Below are 25,870 nucleotides of genomic sequence, written 5' to 3' on the forward strand. Positions count from 1 at the left end.
CCGTGCCCGCCCGCCGGCCGGCCCCGGTCACGGAGCGCCGGCCGGCCGCCCCGGCGACACGCCGGGAAGGACCGAAGCCATATGCTGCCTAGCATGACGAGTGAGCCGGAGCAGCAGATCGGAGTGGGGACGCAGGACGCGTTCCAGCGCCTGTGGACGCCCCACCGGATGGCCTACATCCAGGGTGAGAACAAGCCGACCGGCCCGGGGGCCGGCGACGGCTGCCCCTTCTGCTCGATTCCGGCCATGTCGGACGAGGACGGGCTGGTCGTCCGGCGCGGTGAGCATGTGTACGCCGTCCTCAACCTGTACCCGTACAACGGCGGCCACCTGATGACCGTGCCCTACCGCCACGTGGCCGACTACACGGATCTGACCGGGCCGGAGACCGCCGAGCTGGCGGAGCTGACCAAGCAGGCGATGACCGCCCTGCGGACCGCGTCCGGCGCGCAGGGTTTCAACATCGGCATGAACCAGGGCGGGGTGGCGGGGGCCGGTATCGCCGCGCACCTGCACCAGCACATCGTCCCGCGCTGGGGCGGTGACACGAACTTCATGCCGGTCGTGGGCCACACGCGGGTGCTGCCGCAGCTCCTGGCGGACACCCGGAAGATGCTGGCGGAGGCGTGGCCGGCGGGGGCGTGAGCCCGTCCGGCACGTGAGGACGTTGAGGACGAAGCCGTCCACGACCGGCGCGCGGGCCCAGGGGCCGGCCCCTCACCCGCGCACCGGCCGAACCGACGGGGGCCTACGCGTCGTAGACGTCGGCCTTCTTCGGCATCGGGTCCTGGACGTTGCCGCTGAGGAAGGCCGAGCGGGCGCCGAACTTCTCCGTGTTCACGCCGTTCTCCGCCAGGAGCTTGATCGCGGCGGAGTGGACCACGCGCAGCACCGGGGTCGCCGCGCGCAGCGCGTCGTCGGCCATGAAGCGGTGGCGCCACGGCTGGTCGGCCCAGGCGTGCCGCAGGCCGAACGGCTCGGGCAGGCCCAGTGAGCCGCCGAGCCAGTTCAGCAGCGGCGGGTACCAGGTCAGCGGGGCGCGCACGGCGAGCCGTACCACCTCGTCGGTGGTGACCAGCGGCAGCTTGATCGTGCGGTTCTCCCAGGGCTTGAAGGACTTGGCGACCTCCTTGGTCGGCGCCTCCGGCTTGCTGGTGAACAGCGAGTTCACCGGCCCCAGCGCGTGCCCGGTGACCTCGATGCGCAGCGTCTCGTGCAGCACGGTGACGGTGATCAGCATGGTGATGACCAGCTGCCCGTCCCACAGGGTCCACTGCACGCCCAGGTAGTGCCGGTCACCGCTGCCGAACTGCTGCTTGTTGCAGATGTCCTGTATGGCGTGCGGCTTGACCTGGAAGGCCTCGACGTCGGTGCCCTCGGGCCGGGACACCGCCGTCGCCTTCTCGCCGATGGGGGTGACGATCCAGTGCCGTATCGACGGCTTGGGGAAACCGCCGGTGTTCAGCGGGCCGCGTTCCAGGAGGGCCAGCTGGTCGTGGATCGCGCGCACGACGTCCCAGCTGCGGAAGGGGTGGATCTCCCGGCCGGGGTCGGCGGGCACGAGGTCCTCGGCGAGCTGCCAGGCGCCCCAGCGGGTGCCCATGCCGAGTATGCCCTTGGGGCCGGCGTAGAAGACCGAGTTCGACTGCTGCTCGGCGCTCAGCCGGGCCAGTGACTGGCGCAGCTCCTCCGCGGCGGTCTGGCCGGGGCCGCGCGGCACGGCCTCCGGGACCTTGGCGCCGACGCTGGTGCCCGACAGCAGGCCGTCCCAGCGGACGCGCAGGTCCTTGGCGGTGCGCTCGCAGATCTGCTTGGCCCAGAACCAGCCGAGCACGGGCACGACCACGCACGCGCGGGCGTACCAGGCCCAGAAGCCGGAGAACGGCATCTTGATCAGGAACAGCGCGGCGAGCACACCGACGCCCAGCAGGAGCGCGGTGGCCAGTGCCCCGGCCCGCTTGTCCTCGCGCCTGGCGACGAACGTGCGCAGTTGGAAGACCAGCAGCCAGCCGATCATCCCGGGCAGGAAGAGCAGGCCGCAGACGACGGTGATGACCGTCAGGCGGTTGTCGCGCTCCCGGCGGATGTTGTTGGCCGCCAGGGCGTGCTCCACGACGAACTTCGGTTCGGAGCCGAAGGACTGGATGAGCGGCTTGCGCCCGGGGGCGAGCATCCGGTCGACGAGGGCCCGGGAGAACGCCTCACCGAGATTGGGCCGGAACAGCTTGAGCCGGCCGGGCTTGACCGTCGACTGGTGCCACTCGTTGTCGGCCTTCTTGATCTCCTCGATCGGGCTGTCCCGGTACGCCGCCGAGGCCAGCGCGGAGGTCGCCGCCTGCCCCTCGTCGCCCGAGACGGGTACCTGGGGCCCGTCCCACTCCGTTCCAAACGACATTCCCGCCCCCATCACCGCCGGTGCCGTTCCTGCGGCCTTCCCGACTTCCCTGCCCCGCACACCTGTTGGACCGGCCGTCGTGCCGGCACCGGTCGGCTGCCGGTCGGTCGCGGCGCGACGACATCAGGTGATCAGCGTATCCGCCGGCACCGACAGCGTGTGGGCGGACGGCCGAAGCCGCCCGCCCGTGCGCCGGTCGTGCGCCGGTGTACTAGGCCTCGTCCCCGGCCTGTTCGCGGACGCGTTCGGCGATCTGCGGCGGCATCGGCTCGTGCCGGGCGTACCTGCGGTCGAAGCGGGCCGTGCCGTGCGACAGCGAACGCAGGTCGACGGCGTACCGCCCGATCTCGAACTCGGGCACCTCGGCGCGGATCAACGTCCGTCCCGTGCCCACCTGTTCGGTGCCGAGCAGCCGGCCGCGGCGGCTGGAGAGGTCGCTCATCACGGCCCCCACGTAGTCGTCGCCGACCAGGACGGTCACCTCGGCGACCGGCTCCAGCAGGTGGATCCTCGCGTCCGCCGCGGCCTCGCGCAGTGCGAGCGCGCCCGCCGTCTGGAAGGCGGCGTCGGAGGAGTCCACCGAGTGGGCCTTGCCGTCCACCAGCGTGACCCGCACGTCGACCAGGGGGTAGCCGGCGGCGACCCCCTTGGCGGCCTGCGCGCGGACGCCCTTCTCGACGGACGGGATGAACTGGCGGGGCACCGCGCCGCCGACCACCTTGTCCACGAACTCGATGCCCGAGCCGCCCGGCAGCGGTTCGATCTCGATCTCGCAGATGGCGTACTGGCCGTGGCCGCCGGACTGCTTGACGTGCCGGCCGCGCCCGGCGGCCCGGGTCGCGAACGTCTCCCGCAGGGAGACCCGGTGCGGGACGACGTCGACCTGGACGCCGTAACGGCTGCGCAGCCGTTCCAGGGCGACGTCGGCGTGCGCCTCGCCCAGGCACCACAGGACGACCTGGTGGGTGTCCTGGTTCTGCTCCAGGCGCATGGTCGGGTCCTCGGCGACCAGCCGGGACAGCCCCTGGGAGAGCTTGTCCTCGTCGGCCTTGCTGTGCGCGTGGATGGCGAGCGGCAGCAGCGGGTCGGGCATCTGCCAGGGCTCCATCAGGAGCGGGTCGTCCTTCGCGGAGAGGGTGTCGCCGGTCTCGGCGCGGCCGAGCTTGGCCACGCAGACCAGGTCGCCGGCGACGGCGTGGGTGACCGGGCGCTGCTGTTTGCCGAACGGCATGGACAGGGCGCCGACCTTCTCGTCCACGTCGTGGTCCTCGTGCCCGCGGTCGGCGAGGCCGTGCCCGGAGACGTGCACGGTCTGGTCCGGGCGCAGGGTGCCGGAGAAGACGCGGACCAGCGAGAGCCGGCCGACGTACGGGTCGGAGGAGGTCTTGACGACCTCGGCGACCAGCGGGCCGTCCGTGTCGCACGGCTTCAGCTCGCGCGGCTCGCCGTCGATGGTGGTCACCCCGGGCAGCGGGTGCTCGAACGGGGTCGGGAAGCCGCGCGTGACCAGCTCCAGCAGTTCCACCGTGCCGAGGCCCTGCCTGGCGCCCTCGGCGGCGGGGGCGGCGGCCAGCACGGGGAAGAACGAGCCGCGTGCCACGGCCCGCTCCAGGTCCTCGATCAGCGTCTTGACCTCGACCTGCTCGCCGCCAAGGTAGCGGTCCATGAGGGTCTCGTCCTCGCTCTCCGCGATGATCCCCTCGATGAGCCGGTTGCGGGCCTCCTCGATGTCCGGAAGCTGGTCCTCGCCCGGTTCGGACTCCTTGCGTTCCCCGGTCGAGTAGTCGAACAGCTTCCGCGACAGCAGTCCGACGAGCCCGGTCACGGGCGCGTGCCCGTCGGGGCCCTCGAGGCCGCGCAGCGGCAGGTACAGCGGCAGGACGGCGTCGGGGTCGTCGCCGCCGAAGGTCTCCGCGCAGATCCGGGTCATCTCCTCGAAGTCCGCGCGGGCGGCCTCCAGGTGCGTGATCACGATCGCGCGGGGCATGCCCACGGCCGCGCACTCCTCCCACACCATCCGGGTCGATCCGTCCACGCCGTCGGAGGCCGAGACGACGAAGAGGGCCGCGTCCGCCGCCCGCAGGCCGGCCCTCAGCTCACCGACGAAGTCGGCGTAGCCCGGGGTGTCCAGGAGGTTGACCTTGATGCCGTCCCATTCGACCGGCACGAGGGAGAGCTGTACCGATCGCTGCTGCCGGTGCTCGATGTCGTCGTGGTCGGAGACGGTGCCGCCGTCCTCGACGCGCCCCGCCCGGTTCACCGCTCCCGCGGTCAGCGCGAGCGCCTCCACGAGGGTCGTCTTTCCCGAGCCGGAGTGGCCGACCAGCACCACATTCCGTATGGACGCGGGTCGGTCGGCCGCCAGAGCCCTGCCGGCGGCCCCGGGGTGGTGTGTCTGTGCCTTGTCGCCCATGATCCTGCCTCCCGTACACGGTGAGGGTGGGCGCGGACACGCGGGATCCGCGTGTGCGGCGGCTCCGGCGACGCCCGCGGTTATTCGAGCTTTCCACTCCCGTCACGCCGCGTCCATACGAAGGACCGCGACGGGTGCGCAGCGTGCGTACGCGGCACCGGTCCCGTCACGCACGCCCCGCGCGCGACGGCACGCGCCGGTTCCCGGCGCGGCTGTGGGTGCCCGCCCGCCACGCACACGCGCGCGTGGCTACGATGGGCCAGCCGGCGGCCACCAGGGGCCGCGGCGACACCGACCGTCGGGAAGGCCATGCTGAACAAGTACGCGCGTGCATTCTTCACGCGTGTCCTCACACCGTTCGCCGCGTTTCTCATCCGCCGGGGCGTGAGCCCCGACACGGTCACGCTCATCGGCACGGCCGGGGTGATCGCGGGGGCGCTGGTCTTCTACCCCAGGGGCGAGTTCTTCTGGGGCACGGTCGTGATCACCCTGTTCGTCTTCTCCGACCTGGTCGACGGCAACATGGCCCGCCAGCTGGGCCGCTCCAGCCGCTGGGGCGCCTTCCTCGACTCCACCCTGGACCGGGTCGCCGACGGCGCGATCTTCGGCGGCTTCGCGCTCTGGTACGCGGGCAACGGGAACGACAACGTGCTGTGCGCGGTGTCGATCTTCTGCCTCGCGAGCGGCCAGGTGGTGTCGTACACCAAGGCGCGCGGCGAGTCGATCGGGCTGCCGGTCGCCGTCAACGGGCTCGTCGAGCGTGCCGAGCGGCTGGTGATCTCGCTGGTCGCGGCCGGCTTCGCGGGCCTGCACAAGTTCGGTGTGCCGGGCATCCAGTGGCTGCTGCCCATCGCCCTGTGGATCGTCGCCGTCGGCAGCCTGGTCACCCTGGTCCAGCGGGTCGTCACCGTCCGCCGCGAGTCCGCCGAGGCGGAGGCGGCGGCCCGGCAGAGCACGAGCGAGGCGACGCAGTGAGCGCCGCCGACCGGCTCACCGACGCGCTGTACGGGCTCGGCTGGAGCACCGTCAAGAAGCTCCCGGAGCCGGTCGCGGTGCGTCTCGGCCGGACCATCGCCGACCTCGCCTGGAAGCAGCGCGGCAAGGGCGTCCAGCGGCTGGAGGCCAACTACGCGCGCGTGGTGCCGGACGCCACCGCGGAGCGGCTCGCCGAGCTGTCCCGCGCGGGCATGCGCTCCTACCTGCGCTACTGGATGGAGTCCTTCCGGCTGCCGGCCTGGAGCGCCGAGCGCGTGCGGACGGGCTTCGACCCCAAGGACGTGCACCACCTGACCGACGGCCTCGCCTCCGGCCGGGGCGTGATACTCGCCCTGCCCCACCTGGCCAACTGGGACCTGGCCGGCGCTTGGGTCACCACGGAGCTGAGGACGCCGTTCACGACGGTCGCCGAGCGGCTGAAGCCCGAGACGCTCTACGACCGGTTCGTCGCCTACCGCGAGGGCCTCGGCATGGAGGTCCTGCCGCACAGCGGCGGCTCCGCGTTCGGCGCGCTGGCCCGCAGGCTGCGCGACGGCGGCCTGGTCTGCCTGGTCGCCGACCGCGACCTGTCCGCCTCCGGCGTCGAGGTCGACTTCTTCGGCGAGACGGCCCGGATGCCGGCCGGACCGGCCCTGCTGGCCCAGCAGACCGGCGCGCTGCTGCTGCCCGTCACCCTCTGGTACGACGAGACGCCCGTCATGAAGGGCCGGGTGCATCCGGCGATCGAGGTCCCCGGGTCAGGTGACCGGGCCGAGAGGACGTCTGTCATGACACAGGCGCTGGCCGACGCCTTCGCCACCGGGATCGCCGACCACCCGGAGGACTGGCACATGCTCCAGCGGCTGTGGATCGCCGACCTCGACCCCGCGAAGGGACCCGCGTGAGAATCGGGATCGTCTGCCCGTACTCCTGGGACGTGCCCGGTGGCGTCCAGTTCCACATCCGCGACCTCGCCGAGTACTTCCTGCGGCTCGGCCACGAGGTGTCCGTCCTCGCCCCGGCCGACGACGACACCCCGCTGCCGCCGTACGTGGTCTCCGCCGGCCGCGCGGTCCCGGTGCCGTACAACGGCTCGGTGGCCCGGCTGAACTTCGGCTTCCTGTCGGCCGCGCGGGTACGGCGCTGGCTGCACGAGGGCGCCTTCGACGTGGTGCACATCCACGAGCCGACCTCTCCCTCGCTGGGCCTGCTGACCTGCTGGGCGGCGTCCGGCCCGATCGTGGCCACCTTCCACACCTCCAACCCGCGCTCGCGCGCGATGATCGCCGCGTACGCGATCCTCCAGGCGGCGCTGGAGAAGATCAGCGCGCGGATCGCGGTCAGCGAGTACGCGCGCCGCACCCTGGTCGAGCACCTCGGCGGGGACGCGGTGGTCATCCCCAACGGCGTCGACGTGGGCTTCTTCGCCGGGGCCGAGCCCAAGCCGGAGTGGCAGGGCGGCACCATCGGCTTCATCGGCCGCATCGACGAGCCCCGCAAGGGCCTGCCGGTCCTGATGCGGGCCCTCCCGCGCATCCTCGCCGCCCGGCCCGGGACACGGCTGCTGGTCGCCGGCCGGGGCGACGAGGAAGCCGCCGTCGAGAACCTGCCGAAGGAGCTGCGCTCCCGCGTCGAGTTCCTCGGCATGATCAGCGACGAGGACAAGGCGCGGCTGCTGCGCAGCGTGGACCTGTACGTCGCCCCCAACACCGGTGGGGAGAGCTTCGGCATCATCCTGGTCGAGGCGATGTCCGCCGGCGCCCCCGTGCTCGCCTCCGACCTGGACGCGTTCGTGCAGGTCCTCGACCAGGGGCAGGCCGGCGAGGTCTTCACCAACGAGGACGCCGACGCGCTGGCCGAGGCGGCCGTACGGCTGCTGGAGGACCCCGCCCGCCGGACCGCACTGCGCGAGCGGGGCAGCGCCCACGTGCGGCGGTTCGACTGGTCCACGGTCGGCGCGGACATCCTGTCCGTCTACGAGACCGTGACGGCGGGCGCGGCGGCGGTGGCCGCGGACGAACGCACGACGGGGCTGAGGGCACGCTTCGGGCTGGCACGGGACTGAGGGCCGGGCCAGGCACGCGCGGGCCGTCCGAGCCGAGCCGCGGAGCCTGCCCGGAGGCGCTCCCGGGCCGTAGCGGGCGCGTGGTACCGGCTCGTGGCGGCGGTCCGCGCAGCCGATAGCCTTCCGGCGTGACCGCAACCCTCATCTGGATCCTCGTCGCGCTCCTCGCCGTCGGCGTGTACCTCAGCTGGACGGCCGGGCGGCTGGACCGGCTGCACGTGCGGATGGACGCCGCGCGGGCCGCGCTCGACGCCCAGTTGCTCCGACGGGCCTCGGTCGCGCAGGAGCTGGCGACCTCGGGCGTGCTGGACCCGGCCGCCTCGATCGTCCTGTACGAGGCCGCGCACGCGGCCCGGCAGGCGGAGGAGGAGCAGCGGGAGGTCGCCGAGAGCGAGCTGAGCCAGGCGCTGCGGGCGGTCTTCGAGGACCCGGCGCAGGTGGAGGCCGTACGGGAGGCCCCCGGCGGCGAGGAGGCCGCCCGCGAACTGGCCGAGGCCGTCCGCAGGGTGCCGATGGCCCGCCGCTTCCACAACGACGCCGTGGGGGCCGCCCGCCGGCTCCGCGAGCACCGCAAGGTCCGCTGGTTCCGGCTGGCCGGCCACGCCCCCTTCCCGCTGGCCTTCGAGATGGACGACGAGCCGCCCGCGGCCCTCGTCGAGCGGGTCGCCTGACCGGCGGGCGGAGCAAAAGGATCCACCGGCTTGTCATTGGCCCTTGCTGTGGCCTGGTCCACTCGCGTTTCCTCGTCGGTGCAGAAAACCCTCTTCCCTTTCAGTGAGGTCACCCGTGTCCACCATCGACAACCAGGCTCCCGAGACCGGCACCGCCCGCGTGAAGCGCGGCATGGCCGAGCAGCTCAAGGGCGGCGTGATCATGGACGTCGTCACGCCGGAGCAGGCGAAGATCGCCGAGGACGCGGGCGCCGTCGCCGTCATGGCCCTGGAGCGGGTCCCGGCCGACATCCGCAAGGACGGCGGCGTGGCCCGCATGTCCGACCCGGACATGATCGAGGGCATCATCGACGCCGTCTCGATCCCGGTCATGGCCAAGTCCCGCATCGGCCACTTCGTCGAGGCCCAGGTGCTCCAGTCCCTCGGCGTCGACTACATCGACGAGTCCGAGGTGCTCACCCCGGCCGACGAGGTCAACCACTCCGACAAGTGGGCCTTCACCACGCCCTTCGTCTGCGGCGCCACCAACCTGGGCGAGGCCCTGCGCCGCATCGCCGAGGGCGCCGCGATGATCCGCTCCAAGGGCGAGGCCGGCACCGGCAACGTCGTCGAGGCCGTCCGCCACCTGCGCCAGATCAAGAACGAGATCGCCCGCCTGCGCGGCTTCGACAACCACGAGCTGTACGCCGCCGCCAAGGAGCTGCGGGCCCCGTACGAGCTGGTCAAGGAGGTCGCCGAGCTGGGCAAGCTCCCGGTGGTGCTGTTCTCCGCCGGCGGCGTGGCCACCCCGGCCGACGCCGCCCTGATGCGCCAGCTCGGCGCCGAGGGCGTCTTCGTCGGCTCCGGCATCTTCAAGTCCGGCGACCCGGCCAAGCGCGCCGCCGCCATCGTCAAGGCCACCACCTTCTACGACGACCCGAAGATCATCGCGGACGCCTCCCGCAACCTCGGCGAGGCCATGGTCGGCATCAACTGCGACACCCTCCCCGAGACCGAGCGCTACGCGAACCGCGGCTGGTAAGGCACTGGAACCCATGAACACCCCCGTCATCGGCGTCCTGGCCCTCCAGGGCGACGTACGGGAGCACCTCATCGCCCTGGCCGCGGCCGACGCCGTGGCCAGGCCGGTGCGGCGCCCCGAGGAACTCGCCGAGGTCGACGCCCTCGTCCTGCCCGGCGGCGAGTCCACCACCATCTCCAAGCTGGCCGTCCTGTTCGGCGTGCTGGAGCCCCTGCGCGCGCGTGTGCACGCCGGCATGCCGGTCTACGGCACCTGCGCGGGCATGATCCTGCTCGCGGACAAGATCCTCGACCCCCGCTCGGGCCAGCAGACCATCGGCGGCATCGACATGATCGTGCGCCGCAACGCCTTCGGACGGCAGAACGAGTCGTTCGAGGCCGCGGTCGACGTCAAGGGCGTCCCGGGCGATCCTGTGGAGGGCGTCTTCATCCGCGCCCCGTGGGTGGAGTCCGTCGGCGCCGGGGCCGAGGTGCTCGCCGAGCACGACGGCCACATCGTCGCCGTACGCCAGGGCAACGCGCTCGCCACGTCGTTCCATCCGGAACTGACCGGCGACCACCGCGTGCACTCCCTGTTCGTCGACATGGTGCGCGCGCACCGGACACCGGAGTAGGACGGGAGTCCTTGTAGGATCTCTGGCGTTCGTATCTGGATGGGTTACGCGAAGGAGACAGGCAGATGTCCGGCCACTCTAAATGGGCCACGACGAAGCACAAGAAGGCCGTGATCGACGCCAAGCGCGGCAAGCTCTTCGCGAAGCTCATCAAGAACGTCGAGGTCGCGGCGCGGATGGGCGGCGCGGACCCCGAGGGCAACCCGACGCTGTACGACGCCATCCAGAAGGCGAAGAAGTCGTCGGTCCCCAACAAGAACATCGACTCCGCGGTCAAGCGCGGCGCGGGCCTGGAGGCCGGCGGCGCCGACTACGAGACGATCATGTACGAGGGCTACGGCCCGAACGGTGTCGCGGTGCTCATCGAGTGCCTCACCGACAACCGCAACCGCGCCGCCTCCGAGGTCCGCGTCGCCATGACCCGCAACGGCGGCTCCATGGCCGACCCGGGCTCGGTGTCGTACCTGTTCAACCGCAAGGGCGTCGTCATCGTCCCCAAGGGCGAGCTGAGCGAGGACGAGGTCCTCATGGCCGTCCTGGACGCGGGCGCCGAGGAGGTCAACGACCTCGGCGAGACCTTCGAGGTCATCAGCGAGGCCACCGACCTGGTCGCGGTCCGCACCGCCCTCCAGGAGGCCGGCATCGACTACGACTCCGCCGAGGCGAACTTCGTCCCCACCATGCAGGTCGAACTGGACGAGGAGGGCGCGAAGAAGATCTTCAAGCTGATCGACGCCCTGGAGGACAGCGACGACGTGCAGAACGTCTTCGCCAACTTCGACGTGAGCGACGAGATCATGGAGAAGGTCGACGCGTAACGCCCAGAGCTGGCTGACCGGGCCGACGGGACACCCCCGTCGGCCCGTCGCGTTGTCCGGCGTTGTCAGTGGCAGCCGATAGCCTGCACGGACAAGCGACGGGGTGACCGAAAGGGAGGGGCGCGCGTGCGCGTACTGGGGGTGGACCCCGGGTTGACCCGGTGCGGGGTCGGTGTCGTCGAAGGGGTCGCGGGCCGTCCGCTCACCATGCTCGGCGTCGGGGTCGTCCGCACCCCCGCGGACGCCGACCTCAGCCACCGGCTGCTCGCCGTGGAGCAGGGCATCGAGCAGTGGATGGACGAGCACCGCCCCGAGTTCGTCGCCGTCGAGCGCGTCTTCAGCCAGCACAACGTGCGCACGGTCATGGGCACCGCCCAGGCCAGCGCCGTCGCCATGCTGTGCGCCGCCCGGCGCGGCATCCCCGTCGCCCTGCACACCCCGAGCGAGGTCAAGGCCGCCGTCACCGGCACCGGGCGCGCCGACAAGGCACAGGTCGGAGCGATGGTGACCCGGCTGCTCCGGCTCGCCGCGCCGCCCAGGCCGGCCGACGCCGCCGACGCCCTCGCGCTCGCCATCTGCCACATCTGGCGGGCCCCCGCCCACAGCCGGCTCCAGCAGGCCGTCGCCCGGCAGGCAGTCCACGCAACGAAAGGCCGTACGGCATGATCGCCTTCGTCAGCGGCACGGTCGCCGCGCTCGCCCCCGACGCCGCGGTCGTCGAGGTCGGCGGCGTCGGCATGGCCGTCCAGTGCACCCCGAACACGCTGTCGACGCTCCGGATCGGTCAGCCGGCCAGGCTGCACACCTCCCTCGTCGTCCGCGAGGACTCGCTCACCCTGTACGGCTTCGCCGACGACGACGAGCGCCAGGTCTTCGAACTGCTCCAGACCGCGAGCGGCGTCGGCCCCCGCCTGGCCCAGGCGATGCTCGCCGTGCACGCCCCGGACGCGCTGCGCCGCGCGGTCGCCACCGGTGACGAGAAGGCCCTCACCGCCGTCCCCGGCATCGGCAAGAAGGGCGCCCAGAAACTGCTGCTGGAGCTGAAGGACCGGCTCGGCGCGCCCGTCGGCGCCCCCGCCGTCGGCGCACCCGTCAGCCAGGGCTGGCGCGACCAGCTGCACGCCGCCCTGATCGGCCTGGGCTACGCCACCCGCGAGGCCGACGAGGCGGTCGCCGCCGTCGCCCCGCAGGCCGAGGCCGCGGGCGGCACCCCCCAGGTCGGGCAGCTGCTCAAGGCCGCCCTGCAGACCCTGAACCGCGCCCGCTGACCTGCGCCACCGCTAGGAGAACTTCGTGAACTGGGACGACACGACCGGCGGCGCCGCCGAGGAGCGGCTCGTCGGGCCCGCCGAGGAGCGGCTGGTGGGCTCTGTCGCCGACCGGGAGGACCAGGCCGTCGAGGCCGCCCTGCGCCCCAAGGACCTCGGCGAGTTCATCGGGCAGGAAAAGGTCCGCGAACAGCTCGACCTCGTCCTGCGCGCCGCCCGCGCGCGCGGCGCCACCGCCGACCACGTGCTGCTCTCCGGAGCGCCGGGCCTCGGCAAGACCACCCTGTCCATGATCATCGCCGCGGAGATGGGCGCCCCGATCCGCATCACCTCCGGCCCCGCCATCCAGCACGCCGGCGACCTCGCCGCGATCCTCTCCTCCCTCCAGGAGGGCGAGGTCCTCTTCCTGGACGAGATCCACCGCATGTCCCGGCCCGCCGAGGAGATGCTGTACATGGCGATGGAGGACTTCCGCGTCGACGTCATCGTCGGCAAGGGCCCCGGCGCCACCGCGATCCCGCTGGAGCTGCCGCCGTTCACCCTCGTCGGCGCCACCACGCGCGCGGGCCTGCTGCCGCCGCCGCTGCGCGACCGCTTCGGCTTCACCGCGCACATGGAGTTCTACGAGCCGCACGAGCTGGAGCGCGTCGTGCACCGCTCGGCGCACCTGCTGGACGTCGAGATCGAGCCGGACGGCGCCGCCGAGATCGCCGGCCGCTCCCGGGGCACGCCCCGCATCGCCAACCGCCTGCTGCGCCGGGTCCGCGACTACGCCCAGGTCAAGGCCGACGGGGTGATCACCCGTGACATCGCGGCCGCCGCCCTCGCCGTGTACGAGGTCGACGCGCGCGGCCTCGACCGGCTGGACCGCGCGGTGCTGGAGGCCCTGCTGAAGCTGTTCGGCGGCGGGCCGGTCGGCCTGTCGACGCTCGCCGTCGCGGTGGGGGAGGAGCGGGAGACCGTCGAGGAGGTCGCCGAACCGTTCCTCGTCCGGGAGGGCCTGCTCGCCCGCACCCCGCGCGGCAGGGTCGCCACGCCGGCGGCATGGTCGCATCTCGGCCTCGCCCCACCGCGCTCGTCCGGCGCGGGAAACGGACAACAGGACCTGTTCGGGGCGTGATGGTCACCGTCCGGCGAGGGCAATGGTGCGGGCCGGAACCCAGGTGCCATGCTGGGCGTTGTTCCATGCGAGCGGACTCGCTTAGACTCCGCCGATGCCGCCCTCGCGGGCGGCGCCGACCACACCCCCATCCAACTGGCCGCTCACCCGCGCGGTCGCGCGAAGGAATTCCGTCCCGTGAATGCCTATACCCTTCTCCCGTTCATCGTGCTCATCGCGGCGATGTTCCTGATGACGCGTTCGGCCAAGAAGAAGCAGCACCAGGCCGCCCAGATGCGGAACGAGATGCAGCCCGGCTCCGGTGTCCGCACGATCGGGGGTATGTACGCGACGGTCAAGGAGGTCAACGAGGACACCGTCCTCCTCGACGCCGGACCGGGCGTCGAACTCCTCTTCGCCAAGAACGCCATCGGCAGCGTCCTCAGCGACGACGAGTACAACCGGATCGTCCATGGCATCGAGCACGACCTCAAGTCCGACGCCGGCCTCGTCCCGGACGACGCCTCCTCCCTCACCGAGACCGACGAGACCGACGGGCCTGCCGCCGCTGCCGCCGCCTCCGACGACAAGATCGACCTCGGTAAGAAGGACGCCGTCGAGGACGCCGACGCGGCCGGTGCCGCCGACGCCAAGGCGCAGGACGAGCCGAAGAAGACCGACGGCGACTCCGACGCGAAGTAGTCACGCCCCGGGAGGCGCGACGGCGGCATGACGGCGCCCCGCCCATCCCGGGCGCGTCTGTTTCCCGCACGGGAGCCCGACACCATGTCATGGCCGACCGCGCCGACGGGGCGCGGGGCGGCCCGAGAGGGAGTACGAGAAGGTGGCAGCACCTAAGAGGGGCCGAAGCGCGAGCGCCCAGAGCAAGCCAGGGCGCTCGCTGGCCCTCATCCTGATCGCCATCGTGGCGCTCACCGGGGGGATGTTCCTCTCCGGGCACACCACTCCGCGTCTCGGCATCGACCTCGCCGGTGGCACGAGCATCACGCTCAAGGCGAAGGCCGACCAGGGGTCCGCGATCAACAAGGCCAACATGGACACCGCGGTCGACATCATGAACCGCCGTGTCAACGGCCTCGGCGTCTCCGAGGCGGAGGTGCAGACCCAGGGGACCGACAACATCATCGTCAACATCCCCAAGGGCACCAACTCCAAGGAGGCCCAGGACCAGGTCGGCACCACCGCCAAGCTGTACTTCCGGCCGGTCCTGGCCAGCCAGCCCACCGGCGCCGCCGCGCAGAGCCCCTCGCCGAGCGCGTCCCCCAGCGGCGGCTCCTCGCCGAAGCCGAGCACGAGCCCGTCGTCCAGCGCCTCCTCGCAGCAGAAGGCCTCGTCCGGCTCGTCCGGCTCCGCGTCCCCCTCGGCCACGGCGACCTCCCAGGGCCGCGCCGTCAGCGACGCGCTGAAGGCCGACTCCACTCCCTCGCCGAGCGCTTCCGCCTCCGGCAGCGGCAAGCCGTCGGCCACCCCCTCGGCCAGCCCCAGCGGCGGCACGAACACGGACTCCAAGCTCCAGGCCCAGTACGCGGCCCTGGACTGCAGCAAGCCCACCGACCGCGCCAACGCCGGCAAGAACGCCAAGCCCGGCGAGTCCACCGTGGCCTGCGGCGAGATCGACAAGGCCTGGTACAAGTACCTGCTCGGCCCCGCCGCCGTGGACGGCACCGAGGTGAAGAAGGCCCAGGCGGTCTTCGACACCCAGGGCGCCGCCGGCTGGCAGGTCCAGATGACCTTCACGGGCAGCGGCGCCAAGAAGTTCTCCGACATCACCGGCGAGCTGGCCAAGAACCAGCCCCCGCAGAACGAGTTCGGCATCGTCCTCGACGGTCAGGTCGTCTCCAGCCCGTACGTCAGCTCGGCCATCACCGGCGGCCAGGCGGAGATCTCCGGCAGCTTCAAGCAGGAGGAGGCGCAGAGCCTCGCCAACATGCTGTCGTACGGCGCCCTGCCGCTGTCCTTCCAGGAGCAGTCCGTCACCACCGTCACCGCCGCGCTCGGCGGTGAGCAGCTGCACGCCGGTCTGCTCGCCGGCGCGATCGGTCTCGCGCTGGTCGTGATCTACCTGGTGGTCTACTACCGCGGCCTGTCCCTCGTGGCCATGGCCTCCCTGGTGGTCTCCGCGATCCTCACCTACGTGATCATGTCGCTGCTCGGCCCGGCCATCGGCTTCGCCCTGAACCTGCCCGCCGTCTGCGGCGCCATCGTCGCCATCGGCATCACCGCGGACTCGTTCATCGTGTACTTCGAACGCATCCGGGACGAGATCCGTGAGGGCCGCACGCTGCGTCCCGCCGTCGAGCGGGCCTGGCCGCGCGCCCGGCGCACCATCCTGGTCTCCGACTTCGTGTCGTTCCTCGCCGCCGCGGTGCTGTTCATCGTCACGGTCGGCAAGGTGCAGGGCTTCGCCTTCACCCTGGGCCTCACCACGCTCCTCGACGTGGTCGTCGTCTTCCTCTTCACCAAGCCGCTGATGACGCTGCTGGCCCGCCGCAGGTTCTTCGCGAGCGGCCACAAGTGGTCCGGACTCGACCCGAAGAGCCTGGGTGCCAAGCCGCCGCTGCGCCGCACCCGCCGTCCCGCCGGACCCGTCGCCGGCCCTGTCGACCCGAAGGAGGCGTGAGCGATGTCGAAACTCGGCAACCTCGGCGCTCGACTGCACCGCGGCGAGATCTCCTACGACTTCGTCGGCAAGCGCAAGATCTGGTACGGCGTCTCGATCCTGATCACCATCACGGCCATCCTCGGCCTGGCGGTGCGCGGCCTGAACATGGGCATCGAGTTCCAGGGCGGCGCGGTCTTCACGACGCCCACGAAGATGAGCACGTCGGTGGCCCAGGCGGAGGACTACGCCAACACGGCCTCCGGCCACCAGGCGGTCGTGCAGAAGCTCGGCAACGGCAGCCTGCGCATCCAGATCGCCGGCATCGACACCGGCCAGTCCGACAAGATCAAGCAGGAGCTGGCCAAGGACCTGAACCTCGACCCGGAGAAGCTCGCCGCCGACCTGGTCGGCCCGAGCTGGGGCGAGCAGATCGCCAACAAGGCATGGGAGGGCCTGGGGATCTTCATGGTCCTCGTGGTGATCTACCTGGCGATCGCCTTCGAGTGGCGGATGGCCATCGCGGCGCTGGTCGCGCTGATCCACGACATCACCATCACGACCGGTATCTACGCCCTGGTCGGCTTCGAGGTCACGCCCGGCACGGTCATCGGTCTGCTGACCATCCTCGGTTACTCGCTCTACGACACGGTCGTCGTCTTCGACAGCCTCAAGGAGCAGACGAAGGACATCACCAAGCAGACCCGGTTCACCTACGGCGAGATCGCGAACCGCTCGATCAACGGCACCCTGGTCCGCTCCATCAACACCACGGTCGTCGCCCTGCTGCCGGTCGCCGGTCTGCTCTTCATCGGCGGCGGCTTCCTCGGCGCGGGCACCCTCAACGACATCTCCCTGTCGCTGTTCGTCGGCCTCGCGGCCGGCGCCTACTCGTCGATCTTCATCGCCACGCCGCTCGTCGCCGACCTCAAGGAGCGCGAGCCCGCGATGAAGGCCCTCACCAAGCGGGTCCTGGCCAAGCGCGCCCAGGCCGGCACGGAGGGGGACCTCGCCGCGGAGACCCGGGGCGGCGCCGATGACGACGCCGACGACGCCGCTCCCGCCGTGGTGGGCCCGCGCAACCAGCCCGCCTCCCGTGGCCGGGGCCGCGGCCGCACCTCGGGGAAGCGCCGATGACCGACATCCAGGAGCTGCTGCTCAGCCGCATCCGTGACGTCGTCGACTACCCGGAGCCCGGGGTGACGTTCAAGGACATCACCCCGCTCCTGGCCGACCCGGCGGCCTTCACCGCGCTCACCGACGAGCTGGCCGGCATCGCCGCCGGCACCGGCGCGACCAAGGTCGTCGGCCTGGAGGCCCGGGGCTTCATCCTCGGCGCCCCGGTCGCCGTCCGCGCCGGCCTGGGCTTCATCCCCGTCCGCAAGGCGGGCAAGCTGCCCGGCGCCACCCTGCGCCAGGCGTACGACCTGGAGTACGGCTCGGCGGAGATCGAGGTGCACGCGGAGGACCTGGTCGCCGGCGACCGCGTCCTGATCGTGGACGACGTCCTCGCCACCGGCGGCACCGCCGAGGCCGCGATCCAGCTCATCCACCGCGCGGGCGCCGAGGTCGCCGGCCTCGCGGTCCTGATGGAGCTGGGTTTCCTGGACGGCCGCTCCCGGCTGGAGCCGGCCCTCGCCGGAGCCCCGCTCACGGCCCTGCTCCAGGTCTGACAGGTCTGACAGGTCTGACACACGCCGGTCAGGTCCGACCGGTCCGCACGGCACGACGGCCGCCCCGGGAACACCGGGGCGGCCGTCGTCGTAGCGCCACACCCCACCGCGGCCGCCGCGCCGTACGGACACGCGCCGCACACCCGGAGACCCTCCCGAGGACACCTCCCGGAATCCCCCGGTGGCCTCCCGCGTTGCAGGGGTACACGGTCCTCACACCCGCCTGCGGGGGATGACCGGGCGCCGGATCGCTACCATGGGGTTTCCGGAGCCTGACCGGGGACCCGGATCGCGCACGAGGAGCCCTCTTGCCAGACGAGGCCCAGCCACTGACCGCCGCCAAGCCCGAGTCCGCCTCGGCCGCCGCGGCGAAGCCCGCGCCGAACGCTTCCCACGTGAAGAACGACACCCGCGGGACGGTCCAGCGCGCCCAGTCCGCGCCCGTCGAGAAGAGCGGCGAGTCCGCGCGCCCCAAGCCGGCCCCTCCCGAGCGCCCGGCGCAGCCGCCCGTGGTCCGCCAGCCGGCCACGCCGCCCACCCGCACCGGCTCCTCCAACCGCGTCCGGGCCCGCCTCGCCCGCCTCGGCGTCCAGCGCGCGAACCCGTACAACCCGGTCCTGGAGCCGCTGCTGCGGATAGTGCGCAGCAACGACCCCAAGATCGAGAACTCCACGCTGCGCCAGATCGAACGCGCCTACCAGGTCGCCGAACGCTGGCACCGCGGCCAGAAGCGCAAGAGCGGCGACCCGTACATCACGCACCCGCTCGCCGTCACCACCATCCTCGCCGAGCTCGGCATGGACCCGGCCACGCTGATGGCCGGGCTGCTGCACGACACCGTCGAGGACACCGAGTACGGGCTGGAGGACCTGCGCCGCGACTTCGGCGACGTCGTGGCCCTGCTCGTCGACGGCGTCACCAAGCTGGACAAGGTCAAGTTCGGCGAGGCCGCGCAGGCCGAGACGGTGCGCAAGATGGTCGTCGCCATGGCCAAGGACCCCCGCGTCCTGGTCATCAAGCTCGCCGACCGCCTGCACAACATGCGCACCATGCGCTACCTCAAGCGCGAGAAGCAGGAGAAGAAGGCGCGCGAGACGCTGGAGATCTACGCGCCGCTCGCCCACCGCCTGGGCATGAACACCATCAAGTGGGAGCTGGAGGACCTCGCGTTCGCGATCCTCTACCCCAAGATGTACGACGAGATCGTACGGCTGGTGGCCGAGCGGGCGCCGAAGCGTGACGAGTACCTGGCCATAGTGACCGACGAGGTCCAGGCCGACCTGCGCGCCGCCCGCATCAAGGCGACCGTCACCGGCCGCCCGAAGCACTACTACAGCGTCTACCAGAAGATGATCGTGCGGGGCCGCGACTTCGCCGAGATCTACGACCTGGTGGGCATCCGCGTCCTCGTCGACACGGTCCGCGACTGCTACGCCGCCCTCGGCACGGTGCACGCGCGGTGGAACCCGGTCCCCGGCCGGTTCAAGGACTACATCGCGATGCCCAAGTTCAACATGTACCAGTCGCTGCACACGACGGTCATCGGACCCAACGGCAAGCCGGTCGAGCTGCAGATCCGCACCTTCGACATGCACCGCCGCGCCGAGTACGGCATCGCCGCGCACTGGAAGTACAAGCAGGAGGCCGTGGCCGGTGCCTCCAAGGTCCGCACCGACGTGCCGAAGTCGTCCGGCAAGGGCAAGGACGACCACCTCAACGACATGGCCTGGCTGCGGCAGTTGCTGGACTGGCAGAAGGAGACCGAGGACCCGAGCGAGTTCCTGGAGTCCCTGCGCTTCGACCTGTCCCGCAACGAGGTCTTCGTCTTCACCCCCAAGGGCGACGTCATCGCGCTGCCGGCGGGTGCCACCCCGGTGGACTTCGCGTACGCCGTCCACACCGAGGTCGGCCACCGCACCATAGGGGCGCGGGTCAACGGCCGTCTCGTACCGCTCGAATCCACCCTGGACAACGGCGACCTGGTGGAGGTCTTCACCTCCAAGGCGGCCGGCGCCGGCCCGTCCCGGGACTGGCTCGGCTTCGTCAAGTCACCGCGGGCGCGCAACAAGATCCGTGCCTGGTTCTCCAAGGAGCGCCGGGACGAGGCGATCGAGCAGGGCAAGGACGCCATCGTGCGGGCCATGCGCAAGCAGAACCTGCCGATCCAGCGGATCCTCACCGGCGACTCGCTCGTCACGCTCGCGCACGAGATGCGCTACTCGGACATCTCCGCCCTGTACGCGGCGATCGGCGAGGGCCACGTCTCCGCGCAGAACATCGTGCAGAAGCTCGTCCAGGCCCTCGGCGGCGAGGAGGCCGCCACCGAGGAGATCGACGAGACGGTCCCGCCGTCCCGCACCCGGGGCCGCAAGCGCCGCTCCAGCGCCGACCCGGGCGTCGTCGTCAAGGGCGTCGAGGACGTGTGGGTCAAGCTGGCCCGCTGCTGTACGCCCGTGCCCGGCGACCCGATCATCGGTTTCGTCACGCGCGGCAGCGGCGTATCGGTTCACCGCAGCGACTGCGTCAACGTGGACTCCCTGTCCCGTGAGCCCGAGCGCATCCTGGACGTCGAGTGGGCGCCCACCCAGTCCTCGGTCTTCCTGGTCGCCATCCAGGTCGAGGCGCTGGACCGCTCCCGGCTGCTCTCGGACGTCACCCGGGTCCTGTCCGACCAGCACGTCAACATCCTGTCGGCGGCAGTCCAGACGTCCCGCGACCGCGTGGCCACCTCCCGCTTCACCTTCGAGATGGGCGACCCGAAGCACCTCGGCCACGTCCTGAAGGCGGTCCGGGGCGTGGAGGGCGTGTACGACGTCTACCGCGTGACCTCCGGCCGCACCCGCTCGTAGGACGGCTCCGGCCCCGCGCCGGGCCCCCGCGCAGGGGAAGGGCCCCGTACGCCTCGTACGGGGCCCTTCGCCATGCGACGGGGATGGGTTTCAGCCGCCGAACTCCTGAAGGCCCTTCAGCGCCTGGTCCAGCAGCGCCTGACGGCCCTCCAGCTCCTTCTCCAACTTGTCGGCCCTGGCGTTGTTGCCCTGGGCGCGCGCCTGCTCGATCTGCGCCCTCAGCTTGTCCACGGCGGCCTGGAGCTGACCGGTCAGACCCTCCGCACGCGCGCGTGCCTCCGGGTTCGTCCGGCGCCACTCGGCCTCCTCGGCCTCCTGGATAGCCCGCTCGACGGCGTGCATCCGGCCCTCGACCTTCGGCCGCGCGTCCCGCGGCACGTGACCGATGGCCTCCCAGCGTTCGTTGATCGAGCGGAAGGCGGCCCGCGAGGCCTTCAGGTCGGTGACCGGCAGGAGCTTCTCGGCCTCCTCGGCCAGCTCCTCCTTCAGCTTCAGGTTCTCCGACTGCTCCGCGTCCCGCTCGGCGAAGACCGAGCTGCGGGCGGCGAAGAACACGTCCTGGGCGCCGCGGAAGCGGTTCCACAGGTCGTCCTCGTGCTCGCGCTGGGCGCGGCCCGCGGCCTTCCACTCCGCCATCAGCTCGCGGTACCGGGCGGCCGTGGGACCCCAGTCCGTCGAGTCCGACAGCGCCTCGGCCTCCGTGACCAGCCGCTCCTTGGTCCGGCGGGCCTCCTCGCGCTGCGCGTCCAGCTGCGCGAAGTGCGCCTTGCGGCGCTTGGAGAACGCCGACCGGGCGTGCGAGAAGCGGTGCCACAGCTCGTCGTCGGACTTGCGGTCCAGGCGCGGCAGCCCCTTCCACGTGTCCACCAGCGCCCGCAGCCGCTCTCCGGCGGCCCGCCACTGGTCGGACTGCGCCAGCTGCTCTGCCTCGACGACCAGGTCCTCCTTGGCCTTGCGGGCCTCGTCGGACTGCCGGGCCCGCTGCTGCTTGCGCTCCTCGCGGCGCGCCTCGACGGTCGCGACCAGCTTGTCCAGCCGCCCCCGCAGCGCCTCCAGGTCGCCGACCGCGTGGTGCGCGTCCACCTGCTCGCGCAGGTGGTCGATCGCGGCCTGCGCGTCCTTCGCCGACAGGTCGGTGGTCCGCACTCGCTTCTCGAGGAGGCCGATCTCGACAACCAGGCCCTCGTACTTGCGCTCGAAGTAGGCAAGCGCCTCCTCGGGGGAGCCGGCCTGCCAGGAACCGACGACCTTCTCGCCGTCGGCCGTACGCACGTACACGGTCCCCGTCTCGTCGACGCGGCCCCACGGGTCGCTGCTCACAGCGCCTCCTCCACATGATGCCCGCGGGGGCCTCAGCGCCCCCGGGCATCGTCCACAGTTTCGTCACGGCCAACATAGGCGACCAGCGGGTTGCCTGTCCGCATCCAGCGCGACCGAAATTCGGCAGTCGGCCGTTCCCGGCCCCCGTTGACCTCAGGACTTGGTGCCGGGCGGCCTCAGGACTTGCTGACGGTCGCCTTGTTGATCACGACCGTCGCGTTCGGCGCACCGTCACCGGCGCCCGTGCTCTCGCCGGCCGCGGCGATCTTGTTCAGCACCTTCATGCCCGCCGCGTCGATCGTGCCGAACGGGGTGTAGCTCGGCGGCAGCTGGCTGTCCTTGTAGACGAGGAAGAACTGGCTGCCGCCGGTGTGCTTCTGGCCGGTGTTGGCCATCGCCACCGTGCCCGCCGGGTAGATGTTGTTCTTCAGGCTCTTGTCCTTGAGGTTCTCGTCCGGGAGCGTGTAGCCGGGACCGCCCATGCCGGTGCCCTGCGGGTCGCCGCACTGCAGGACGTAGATGCCCTGGGTGGTCAGGCGGTGGCACTTGGTGTGGTCGAAGTAGCCCTTGCCCGCGAGGAAGTCGAACGAGTTCACCGTGTGCGGGGCCGCCGCCGTCTTCAGCGCGACGCCGATGTCACCGCACGTCGTCGCGAGCTTCAGCGTGTACGCCGCCGACGTGTCGATCGTCATCGCCGGCTCCTTCTTCCAGCTCAGCTTCTCCACCGAGCCCGCCGCCGGCTTAGCGCACGGGTCCGGGGCCTTGCTGGTCGGCGCCGCGCTCGGGCTGGCGCCCGGGGTGACCTCGGCGCTCGCGTTCTCCTTCTTGCCGCCGTCGTCCTTCAGCGCCCCGGTCGTGTACAGGGCGACACCGCCGATCACGACCACGCCCAGTACCGACGCGATCACGGAGTTGCGCAGGCGGGCCTTGCGCCGCGCCTCGGTGCGCCGCTGCTGCTGCCGCAAGAACTTCTCCCGGGCGAGCTGACGCCGCCGCTGCTCCTGGCTGACCACCGGGTTGTCTCCTCATGCGTGTCGTGTGTCGGGGTACGCGTGCGTGCTGGTGCTCCGACCGCTGCGTGTAGCCCCGTACCGTATATGGGTTCGCTGAGGAAACGGCAGCGCCGGTAGGCTCTGACTCCGACGGAAGCCGCCTGTAATCGACACAACGAAGGACGATCGTGCTCATTGCCGGGTTCCCCGCCGGGGCCTGGGGGACGAACTGTTATCTCGTCGCCCCCGCCGCCGGTGAGGAGTGCGTGATCATCGACCCCGGCCACCAGGCCGCCGACGGCGTCGAGGAAGCACTGCGCAAGCATCGGCTCAAGCCCGTCGCCGTCGTCCTCACCCACGGCCACATCGACCATGTCGCCTCGGTCGTCCCCGTCTGCGGGGCGCACGACGTCCCGGCCTGGATCCACCCCGAGGACCGGTACATGCTGAGCGACCCCGAGAAGGCGCTCGGCCGTTCCATCGGCATGCCGCTGATGGGCGAGCTGACCGTGGGGGAGCCGGACGACGTCAAGGAGCTGACGGACGGCGCCACCCTCGGCCTGGCGGGCCTGGAGTTCTCCGTCGCGCACGCGCCGGGCCATACCAAGGGGTCGGTGACCTTCCGGATGCCCGAGACCGCCGACGTCCCGTCGGTGTTCTTCTCCGGGGACCTGCTGTTCGCCGGCTCCATCGGACGCACCGACCTGCCGGGCGGATCCATGGAGGACATGTTGCGGTCGCTGGCCAGTGTGTGCCTGCCCCTCGACGACTCCACCGTGGTGCTGTCCGGCCACGGTCCCCAGACGACCATCGGCCAGGAGCGCGCCACCAACCCCTATCTGCGGGAAGTGGCCGCGGGCCGCCAAGATCGCGGCGCCGCCGAGGCTCCCCGACGAGGAATGTGACGAGAGACCTTCCGTGAGCACCTTCCAGGCCCCCAAGGGCACCTACGACCTGATCCCGCCGGACTCGGCGAAGTACCTGGCGGTCCGTGAGGCGATCGCCGCCCCGCTGCGCGACTCCGGCTACGGCTACATCGAGACCCCCGGCTTCGAGAACGTCGAACTCTTCGCCCGCGGCGTCGGCGAGTCCACCGACATCGTGACCAAGGAGATGTACGCCTTCGAGACCAAGGGCGGCGACAGGCTCGCCCTGCGTCCCGAGGGCACGGCGTCCGTGCTGCGCGCGGCCCTGGAGGCCAACCTGCACAAGTCGGGCAACCTCCCGGTCAAGCTCTGGTACTCCGGCTCCTACTACCGCTACGAGCGTCCCCAGAAGGGCCGTTACCGGCACTTCTCCCAGGTCGGCGCGGAGGCGATCGGCGCCGAGGACCCGGCACTCGACGCCGAGCTGATCATCCTGGCCGACCAGGCGTACCGCTCGCTGGGCCTGCGCGACTTCCGCATCCTGCTGAACAGCCTCGGCGACAAGGAGTGCCGCCCGGTCTACCGGACGGCGCTCCAGGAGTTCCTGCGCGGCCTGGACCTGGACGAGGACACGCGCCGCCGCATCGACATCAACCCGCTCCGGGTCCTCGACGACAAGCGCGAGTCGGTCCAGAAGCAGCTCACCGGCGCCCCGCTGCTGCGCGACTACCTGTGCGACGCGTGCAAGGCGTACCACGAGGAGGTCCGCGAACTGATCACCGCCGCGGGCGTCTCCTTCGAGGACGACCCGAAGCTGGTACGCGGCCTGGACTACTACACCCGCACCACCTTCGAGTTCGTGCACGACGGCCTCGGCTCGCAGTCCGCGGTGGGCGGCGGCGGGCGGTACGACGGCCTGTCCGAGATGATCGGCGGTCCCGCGCTGCCGTCCGTCGGCTGGGCCCTGGGCGTCGACCGCACGGTCCTCGCGCTGGAGGCCGAGGGCGTGGAACTCGACATCCCGGCGCCGACCAGCGTCTACGCCGTCCCGCTCGGCGAGGAGGCCCGCCGGGTGCTGTTCGCCAAGGTCACCGAGTTGCGCAAGGTCGGCATCGCGGCGGACTTCGCGTACGGCGGCAAGGGCCTGAAGGGCGCCATGAAGAACGCCAACCGGTCGGGCGCCCGCTACGCGGTCGTCGCCGGTGAGCGCGACCTCGCCGAGGGCGTCGTCCAGCTCAAGGACATGGAGTCCGGCGAACAGGCGGCGATCGGCGTGAACGAGATCGTGGCCGAGCTGGAAGCGCGGCTCGGCTGACGGCGCACGCGCGCGTGGGCGCCGGACGTCCTCCCCGCGGGGGTGTCCGGCGCCTTCGCCGTACCAGGGCGCGAGGCGGCCGGCGCTGTCCGGAACCGAGCGGGCGGTACCCGTCGTACGCACATCCTTATGCGGAGCGAACGGTGCGCACACACGCGTGTGCGGCACAATGACCCGTGCCCGAAGATGGTCCGAGTCTCGAGTGACGGAATCGGCGTGATGAGCAAGACGACAGTCAAAGACGTCTCCACGGAGCCCGGCCCGGAGCGCGCCGCCGACGCCCCGCGCGCGGTGGGCGGCAGCCGCGCCTTCGCCATCCTGCTGGTGATCACCGGCGCGGCCGGACTGCTGGCCGCCTGGGTCATCACGATCGACAAGTTCAAGCTCCTCGAAGCCAAGGTCGCCGGCAAGACGTTCACCCCCGGGTGCAGCCTCAACCCGGTCGTCTCCTGCGGCAGCGTCATGGAGAGCAAGCAGGCCGCCGCCTTCGGCTTCCCCAACCCGATGCTCGGCCTCGTCGCCTACGGCATCGTCGTCTGCGTCGGCATGAGCCTGCTGGCCCGCGCCCGGTTCCCGCGCTGGTACTGGCTGACCTTCAACTTCGGCACGCTCTTCGGCGTGGCCTTCTGCACCTGGCTGCAGTTCCAGTCCCTGTACCGGATCAACGCGCTGTGCCTGTGGTGCTCGCTGGCCTGGGTCGCCACGATCACCATGTTCTGGTACGTCACCTCCTTCAACGTCCGCAACGGCCTCCTGCCGTCCCCGCGCTGGCTGAGGTCCTTCTTCGGCGAGTTCACCTGGGTGCTGCCGGTCGTGCACGTCGGCGTCATCGGCATGCTCGTCCTCACCCGCTGGTGGGACTTCTGGACCAGCTGACGGTCCCGGCCGGATTGTCAG

23 protein-coding genes are annotated in these 25,870 nt (G+C 71.5%); 19 read left to right on the forward strand and 4 right to left on the reverse strand.

Annotation, left to right across the window (positions count from 1 at the left end):
• Positions 1–81 precede the first annotated feature (81 nt).
• Entirely contained in the window at positions 82–645 is a 564-nt protein-coding gene (locus ACZ5DC_RS18725; RefSeq protein ID WP_468653985.1) for an HIT family protein, read from the forward strand.
• Positions 646–748: 103 nt separating this feature from the next.
• Here ACZ5DC_RS18725 and ACZ5DC_RS18730 read toward each other — a convergent pair whose 3' ends face one another.
• A complete protein-coding gene (locus tag ACZ5DC_RS18730; RefSeq protein WP_366750868.1) occupies positions 749–2,395 on the reverse strand; it encodes a hypothetical protein in 1,647 nt (548 codons plus the stop codon).
• Between the two features lie 211 nt (positions 2,396–2,606).
• Positions 2,607–4,808: an elongation factor G-like protein EF-G2 gene (locus ACZ5DC_RS18735; RefSeq protein ID WP_366750869.1), complete on the reverse strand. Its 2,202-nt coding sequence runs from the start codon at positions 4,806–4,808 to the stop codon at positions 2,607–2,609.
• 309 nt (positions 4,809–5,117) lie between these two features.
• Between ACZ5DC_RS18735 and pgsA the strand changes: the two genes are divergently transcribed.
• The 15 genes from pgsA to relA all read left to right on the forward strand — a co-directional run bounded on the left by pgsA (position 5,118) and on the right by relA (position 20,480).
• The gene (gene pgsA / locus ACZ5DC_RS18740; protein WP_103816377.1) at positions 5,118–5,783 is read left to right on the forward strand and encodes a phosphatidylinositol phosphate synthase; all 666 of its coding nucleotides are present in this window, start codon (positions 5,118–5,120) and stop codon (positions 5,781–5,783) included.
• Positions 5,780–6,688, forward strand: coding sequence for a phosphatidylinositol mannoside acyltransferase (locus ACZ5DC_RS18745; protein ID WP_468653988.1), 909 nt, complete (start codon positions 5,780–5,782; stop codon positions 6,686–6,688). Before pgsA ends, ACZ5DC_RS18745 begins: the two co-directional genes overlap by 4 nt.
• Positions 6,685–7,848 carry a glycosyltransferase family 4 protein gene (locus tag ACZ5DC_RS18750; protein ID WP_468653990.1) on the forward strand — a complete coding sequence of 388 codons (1,164 nt, stop codon included), beginning with the start codon at positions 6,685–6,687 and terminating at the stop codon, positions 7,846–7,848. Before ACZ5DC_RS18745 ends, ACZ5DC_RS18750 begins: the two co-directional genes overlap by 4 nt.
• Positions 7,849–7,976: 128 nt before the next feature.
• Entirely contained in the window at positions 7,977–8,519 is a 543-nt protein-coding gene (locus ACZ5DC_RS18755; RefSeq protein ID WP_132786555.1) for a LemA family protein, read from the forward strand.
• A gap of 115 nt (positions 8,520–8,634) precedes the next feature.
• Complete coding sequence (gene pdxS / locus ACZ5DC_RS18760; RefSeq protein WP_208885584.1) at positions 8,635–9,540, forward strand: pyridoxal 5'-phosphate synthase lyase subunit PdxS; 906 nt, start codon at positions 8,635–8,637, stop codon at positions 9,538–9,540.
• A 13-nt stretch (positions 9,541–9,553) separates the two neighbouring features.
• Positions 9,554–10,153, forward strand: coding sequence for a pyridoxal 5'-phosphate synthase glutaminase subunit PdxT (gene pdxT / locus ACZ5DC_RS18765; protein ID WP_366750873.1), 600 nt, complete (start codon positions 9,554–9,556; stop codon positions 10,151–10,153).
• Between the two features lie 65 nt (positions 10,154–10,218).
• The gene (locus tag ACZ5DC_RS18770) at positions 10,219–10,971 is read left to right on the forward strand and encodes a YebC/PmpR family DNA-binding transcriptional regulator (protein ID WP_468653993.1); all 753 of its coding nucleotides are present in this window, start codon (positions 10,219–10,221) and stop codon (positions 10,969–10,971) included.
• A 126-nt stretch (positions 10,972–11,097) separates the two neighbouring features.
• Positions 11,098–11,637 carry a crossover junction endodeoxyribonuclease RuvC gene (gene ruvC, locus ACZ5DC_RS18775; RefSeq protein ID WP_468653995.1) on the forward strand — a complete coding sequence of 180 codons (540 nt, stop codon included), beginning with the start codon at positions 11,098–11,100 and terminating at the stop codon, positions 11,635–11,637.
• A complete protein-coding gene (ruvA, locus tag ACZ5DC_RS18780) occupies positions 11,634–12,239 on the forward strand; it encodes a Holliday junction branch migration protein RuvA (protein ID WP_468653997.1) in 606 nt (201 codons plus the stop codon). The genes ruvC and ruvA overlap by 4 nt, the downstream gene beginning before the upstream one ends.
• A gap of 25 nt (positions 12,240–12,264) precedes the next feature.
• Positions 12,265–13,359 (forward strand): Holliday junction branch migration DNA helicase RuvB, encoded by a 1,095-nt coding sequence (gene ruvB, locus ACZ5DC_RS18785; RefSeq protein ID WP_468653999.1) that lies wholly within the window; start codon positions 12,265–12,267, stop codon positions 13,357–13,359.
• A gap of 177 nt (positions 13,360–13,536) precedes the next feature.
• Positions 13,537–14,040 (forward strand): preprotein translocase subunit YajC, encoded by a 504-nt coding sequence (yajC, locus tag ACZ5DC_RS18790; protein WP_468654001.1) that lies wholly within the window; start codon positions 13,537–13,539, stop codon positions 14,038–14,040.
• Between the two features lie 142 nt (positions 14,041–14,182).
• Entirely contained in the window at positions 14,183–15,979 is a 1,797-nt protein-coding gene (secD, locus tag ACZ5DC_RS18795; RefSeq protein WP_468654003.1) for a protein translocase subunit SecD, read from the forward strand.
• A 3-nt stretch (positions 15,980–15,982) separates the two neighbouring features.
• Positions 15,983–17,095 (forward strand): protein translocase subunit SecF, encoded by a 1,113-nt coding sequence (gene secF / locus ACZ5DC_RS18800; RefSeq protein ID WP_366750879.1) that lies wholly within the window; start codon positions 15,983–15,985, stop codon positions 17,093–17,095.
• Positions 17,092–17,631 carry an adenine phosphoribosyltransferase gene (locus tag ACZ5DC_RS18805; RefSeq protein WP_468654005.1) on the forward strand — a complete coding sequence of 180 codons (540 nt, stop codon included), beginning with the start codon at positions 17,092–17,094 and terminating at the stop codon, positions 17,629–17,631. Before secF ends, ACZ5DC_RS18805 begins: the two co-directional genes overlap by 4 nt.
• A gap of 308 nt (positions 17,632–17,939) precedes the next feature.
• Positions 17,940–20,480, forward strand: a complete 2,541-nt coding sequence (gene relA, locus ACZ5DC_RS18810; RefSeq protein WP_468654007.1) for a GTP pyrophosphokinase — start codon at positions 17,940–17,942, stop codon at positions 20,478–20,480.
• 90 nt (positions 20,481–20,570) lie between these two features.
• Here relA and ACZ5DC_RS18815 read toward each other — a convergent pair whose 3' ends face one another.
• Both ACZ5DC_RS18815 and ACZ5DC_RS18820 read right to left on the reverse strand, forming a co-directional pair.
• Positions 20,571–21,800, reverse strand: coding sequence for a DUF349 domain-containing protein (locus ACZ5DC_RS18815; protein ID WP_468654009.1), 1,230 nt, complete (start codon positions 21,798–21,800; stop codon positions 20,571–20,573).
• A 176-nt stretch (positions 21,801–21,976) separates the two neighbouring features.
• A complete protein-coding gene (locus ACZ5DC_RS18820; RefSeq protein ID WP_468654011.1) occupies positions 21,977–22,813 on the reverse strand; it encodes a peptidylprolyl isomerase in 837 nt (278 codons plus the stop codon).
• A 167-nt stretch (positions 22,814–22,980) separates the two neighbouring features.
• Here ACZ5DC_RS18820 and ACZ5DC_RS18825 point away from each other — a divergent pair, with 167 nt between their 5' ends.
• The 3 genes from ACZ5DC_RS18825 to ACZ5DC_RS18835 all read left to right on the forward strand — a co-directional run bounded on the left by ACZ5DC_RS18825 (position 22,981) and on the right by ACZ5DC_RS18835 (position 25,849).
• Positions 22,981–23,697 (forward strand): MBL fold metallo-hydrolase, encoded by a 717-nt coding sequence (locus ACZ5DC_RS18825; RefSeq protein WP_366750884.1) that lies wholly within the window; start codon positions 22,981–22,983, stop codon positions 23,695–23,697.
• Positions 23,698–23,710: 13 nt separating this feature from the next.
• The gene (hisS, locus tag ACZ5DC_RS18830; RefSeq protein ID WP_468654013.1) at positions 23,711–24,973 is read left to right on the forward strand and encodes a histidine--tRNA ligase; all 1,263 of its coding nucleotides are present in this window, start codon (positions 23,711–23,713) and stop codon (positions 24,971–24,973) included.
• Positions 24,974–25,192: 219 nt separating this feature from the next.
• Positions 25,193–25,849, forward strand: a complete 657-nt coding sequence (locus ACZ5DC_RS18835; protein ID WP_366750886.1) for a vitamin K epoxide reductase family protein — start codon at positions 25,193–25,195, stop codon at positions 25,847–25,849.
• Positions 25,850–25,870 lie beyond the last annotated feature (21 nt).

It is taken from the genome of Streptomyces sp. NPDC031445, from assembly GCF_055581365.1.

Bases quoted from the DNA above. Each gene is read 5' to 3' on its own strand.
- ruvA (WP_468653997.1), top strand. From the start codon at position 11,634: ATGATCGCCTTCGTCAGCGGCACGGTCGCCGCGCTCGCCCCCGACGCC.
- ACZ5DC_RS18735 (WP_366750869.1), bottom strand. From the start codon at position 4,808: ATGGGCGACAAGGCACAGACACACCACCCCGGGGCCGCCGGCAGGGCT.
- ACZ5DC_RS18835 (WP_366750886.1), top strand. From the start codon at position 25,193: ATGAGCAAGACGACAGTCAAAGACGTCTCCACGGAGCCCGGCCCGGAG.
- ACZ5DC_RS18805 (WP_468654005.1), top strand. From the start codon at position 17,092: ATGACCGACATCCAGGAGCTGCTGCTCAGCCGCATCCGTGACGTCGTC.
- ACZ5DC_RS18770 (WP_468653993.1), top strand. From the start codon at position 10,219: ATGTCCGGCCACTCTAAATGGGCCACGACGAAGCACAAGAAGGCCGTG.
- ACZ5DC_RS18730 (WP_366750868.1), bottom strand. From the start codon at position 2,395: ATGTCGTTTGGAACGGAGTGGGACGGGCCCCAGGTACCCGTCTCGGGC.
- pdxT (WP_366750873.1), top strand. From the start codon at position 9,554: ATGAACACCCCCGTCATCGGCGTCCTGGCCCTCCAGGGCGACGTACGG.
- ACZ5DC_RS18725 (WP_468653985.1), top strand. From the start codon at position 82: ATGCTGCCTAGCATGACGAGTGAGCCGGAGCAGCAGATCGGAGTGGGG.
- secF (WP_366750879.1), top strand. From the start codon at position 15,983: ATGTCGAAACTCGGCAACCTCGGCGCTCGACTGCACCGCGGCGAGATC.
- pgsA (WP_103816377.1), top strand. From the start codon at position 5,118: ATGCTGAACAAGTACGCGCGTGCATTCTTCACGCGTGTCCTCACACCG.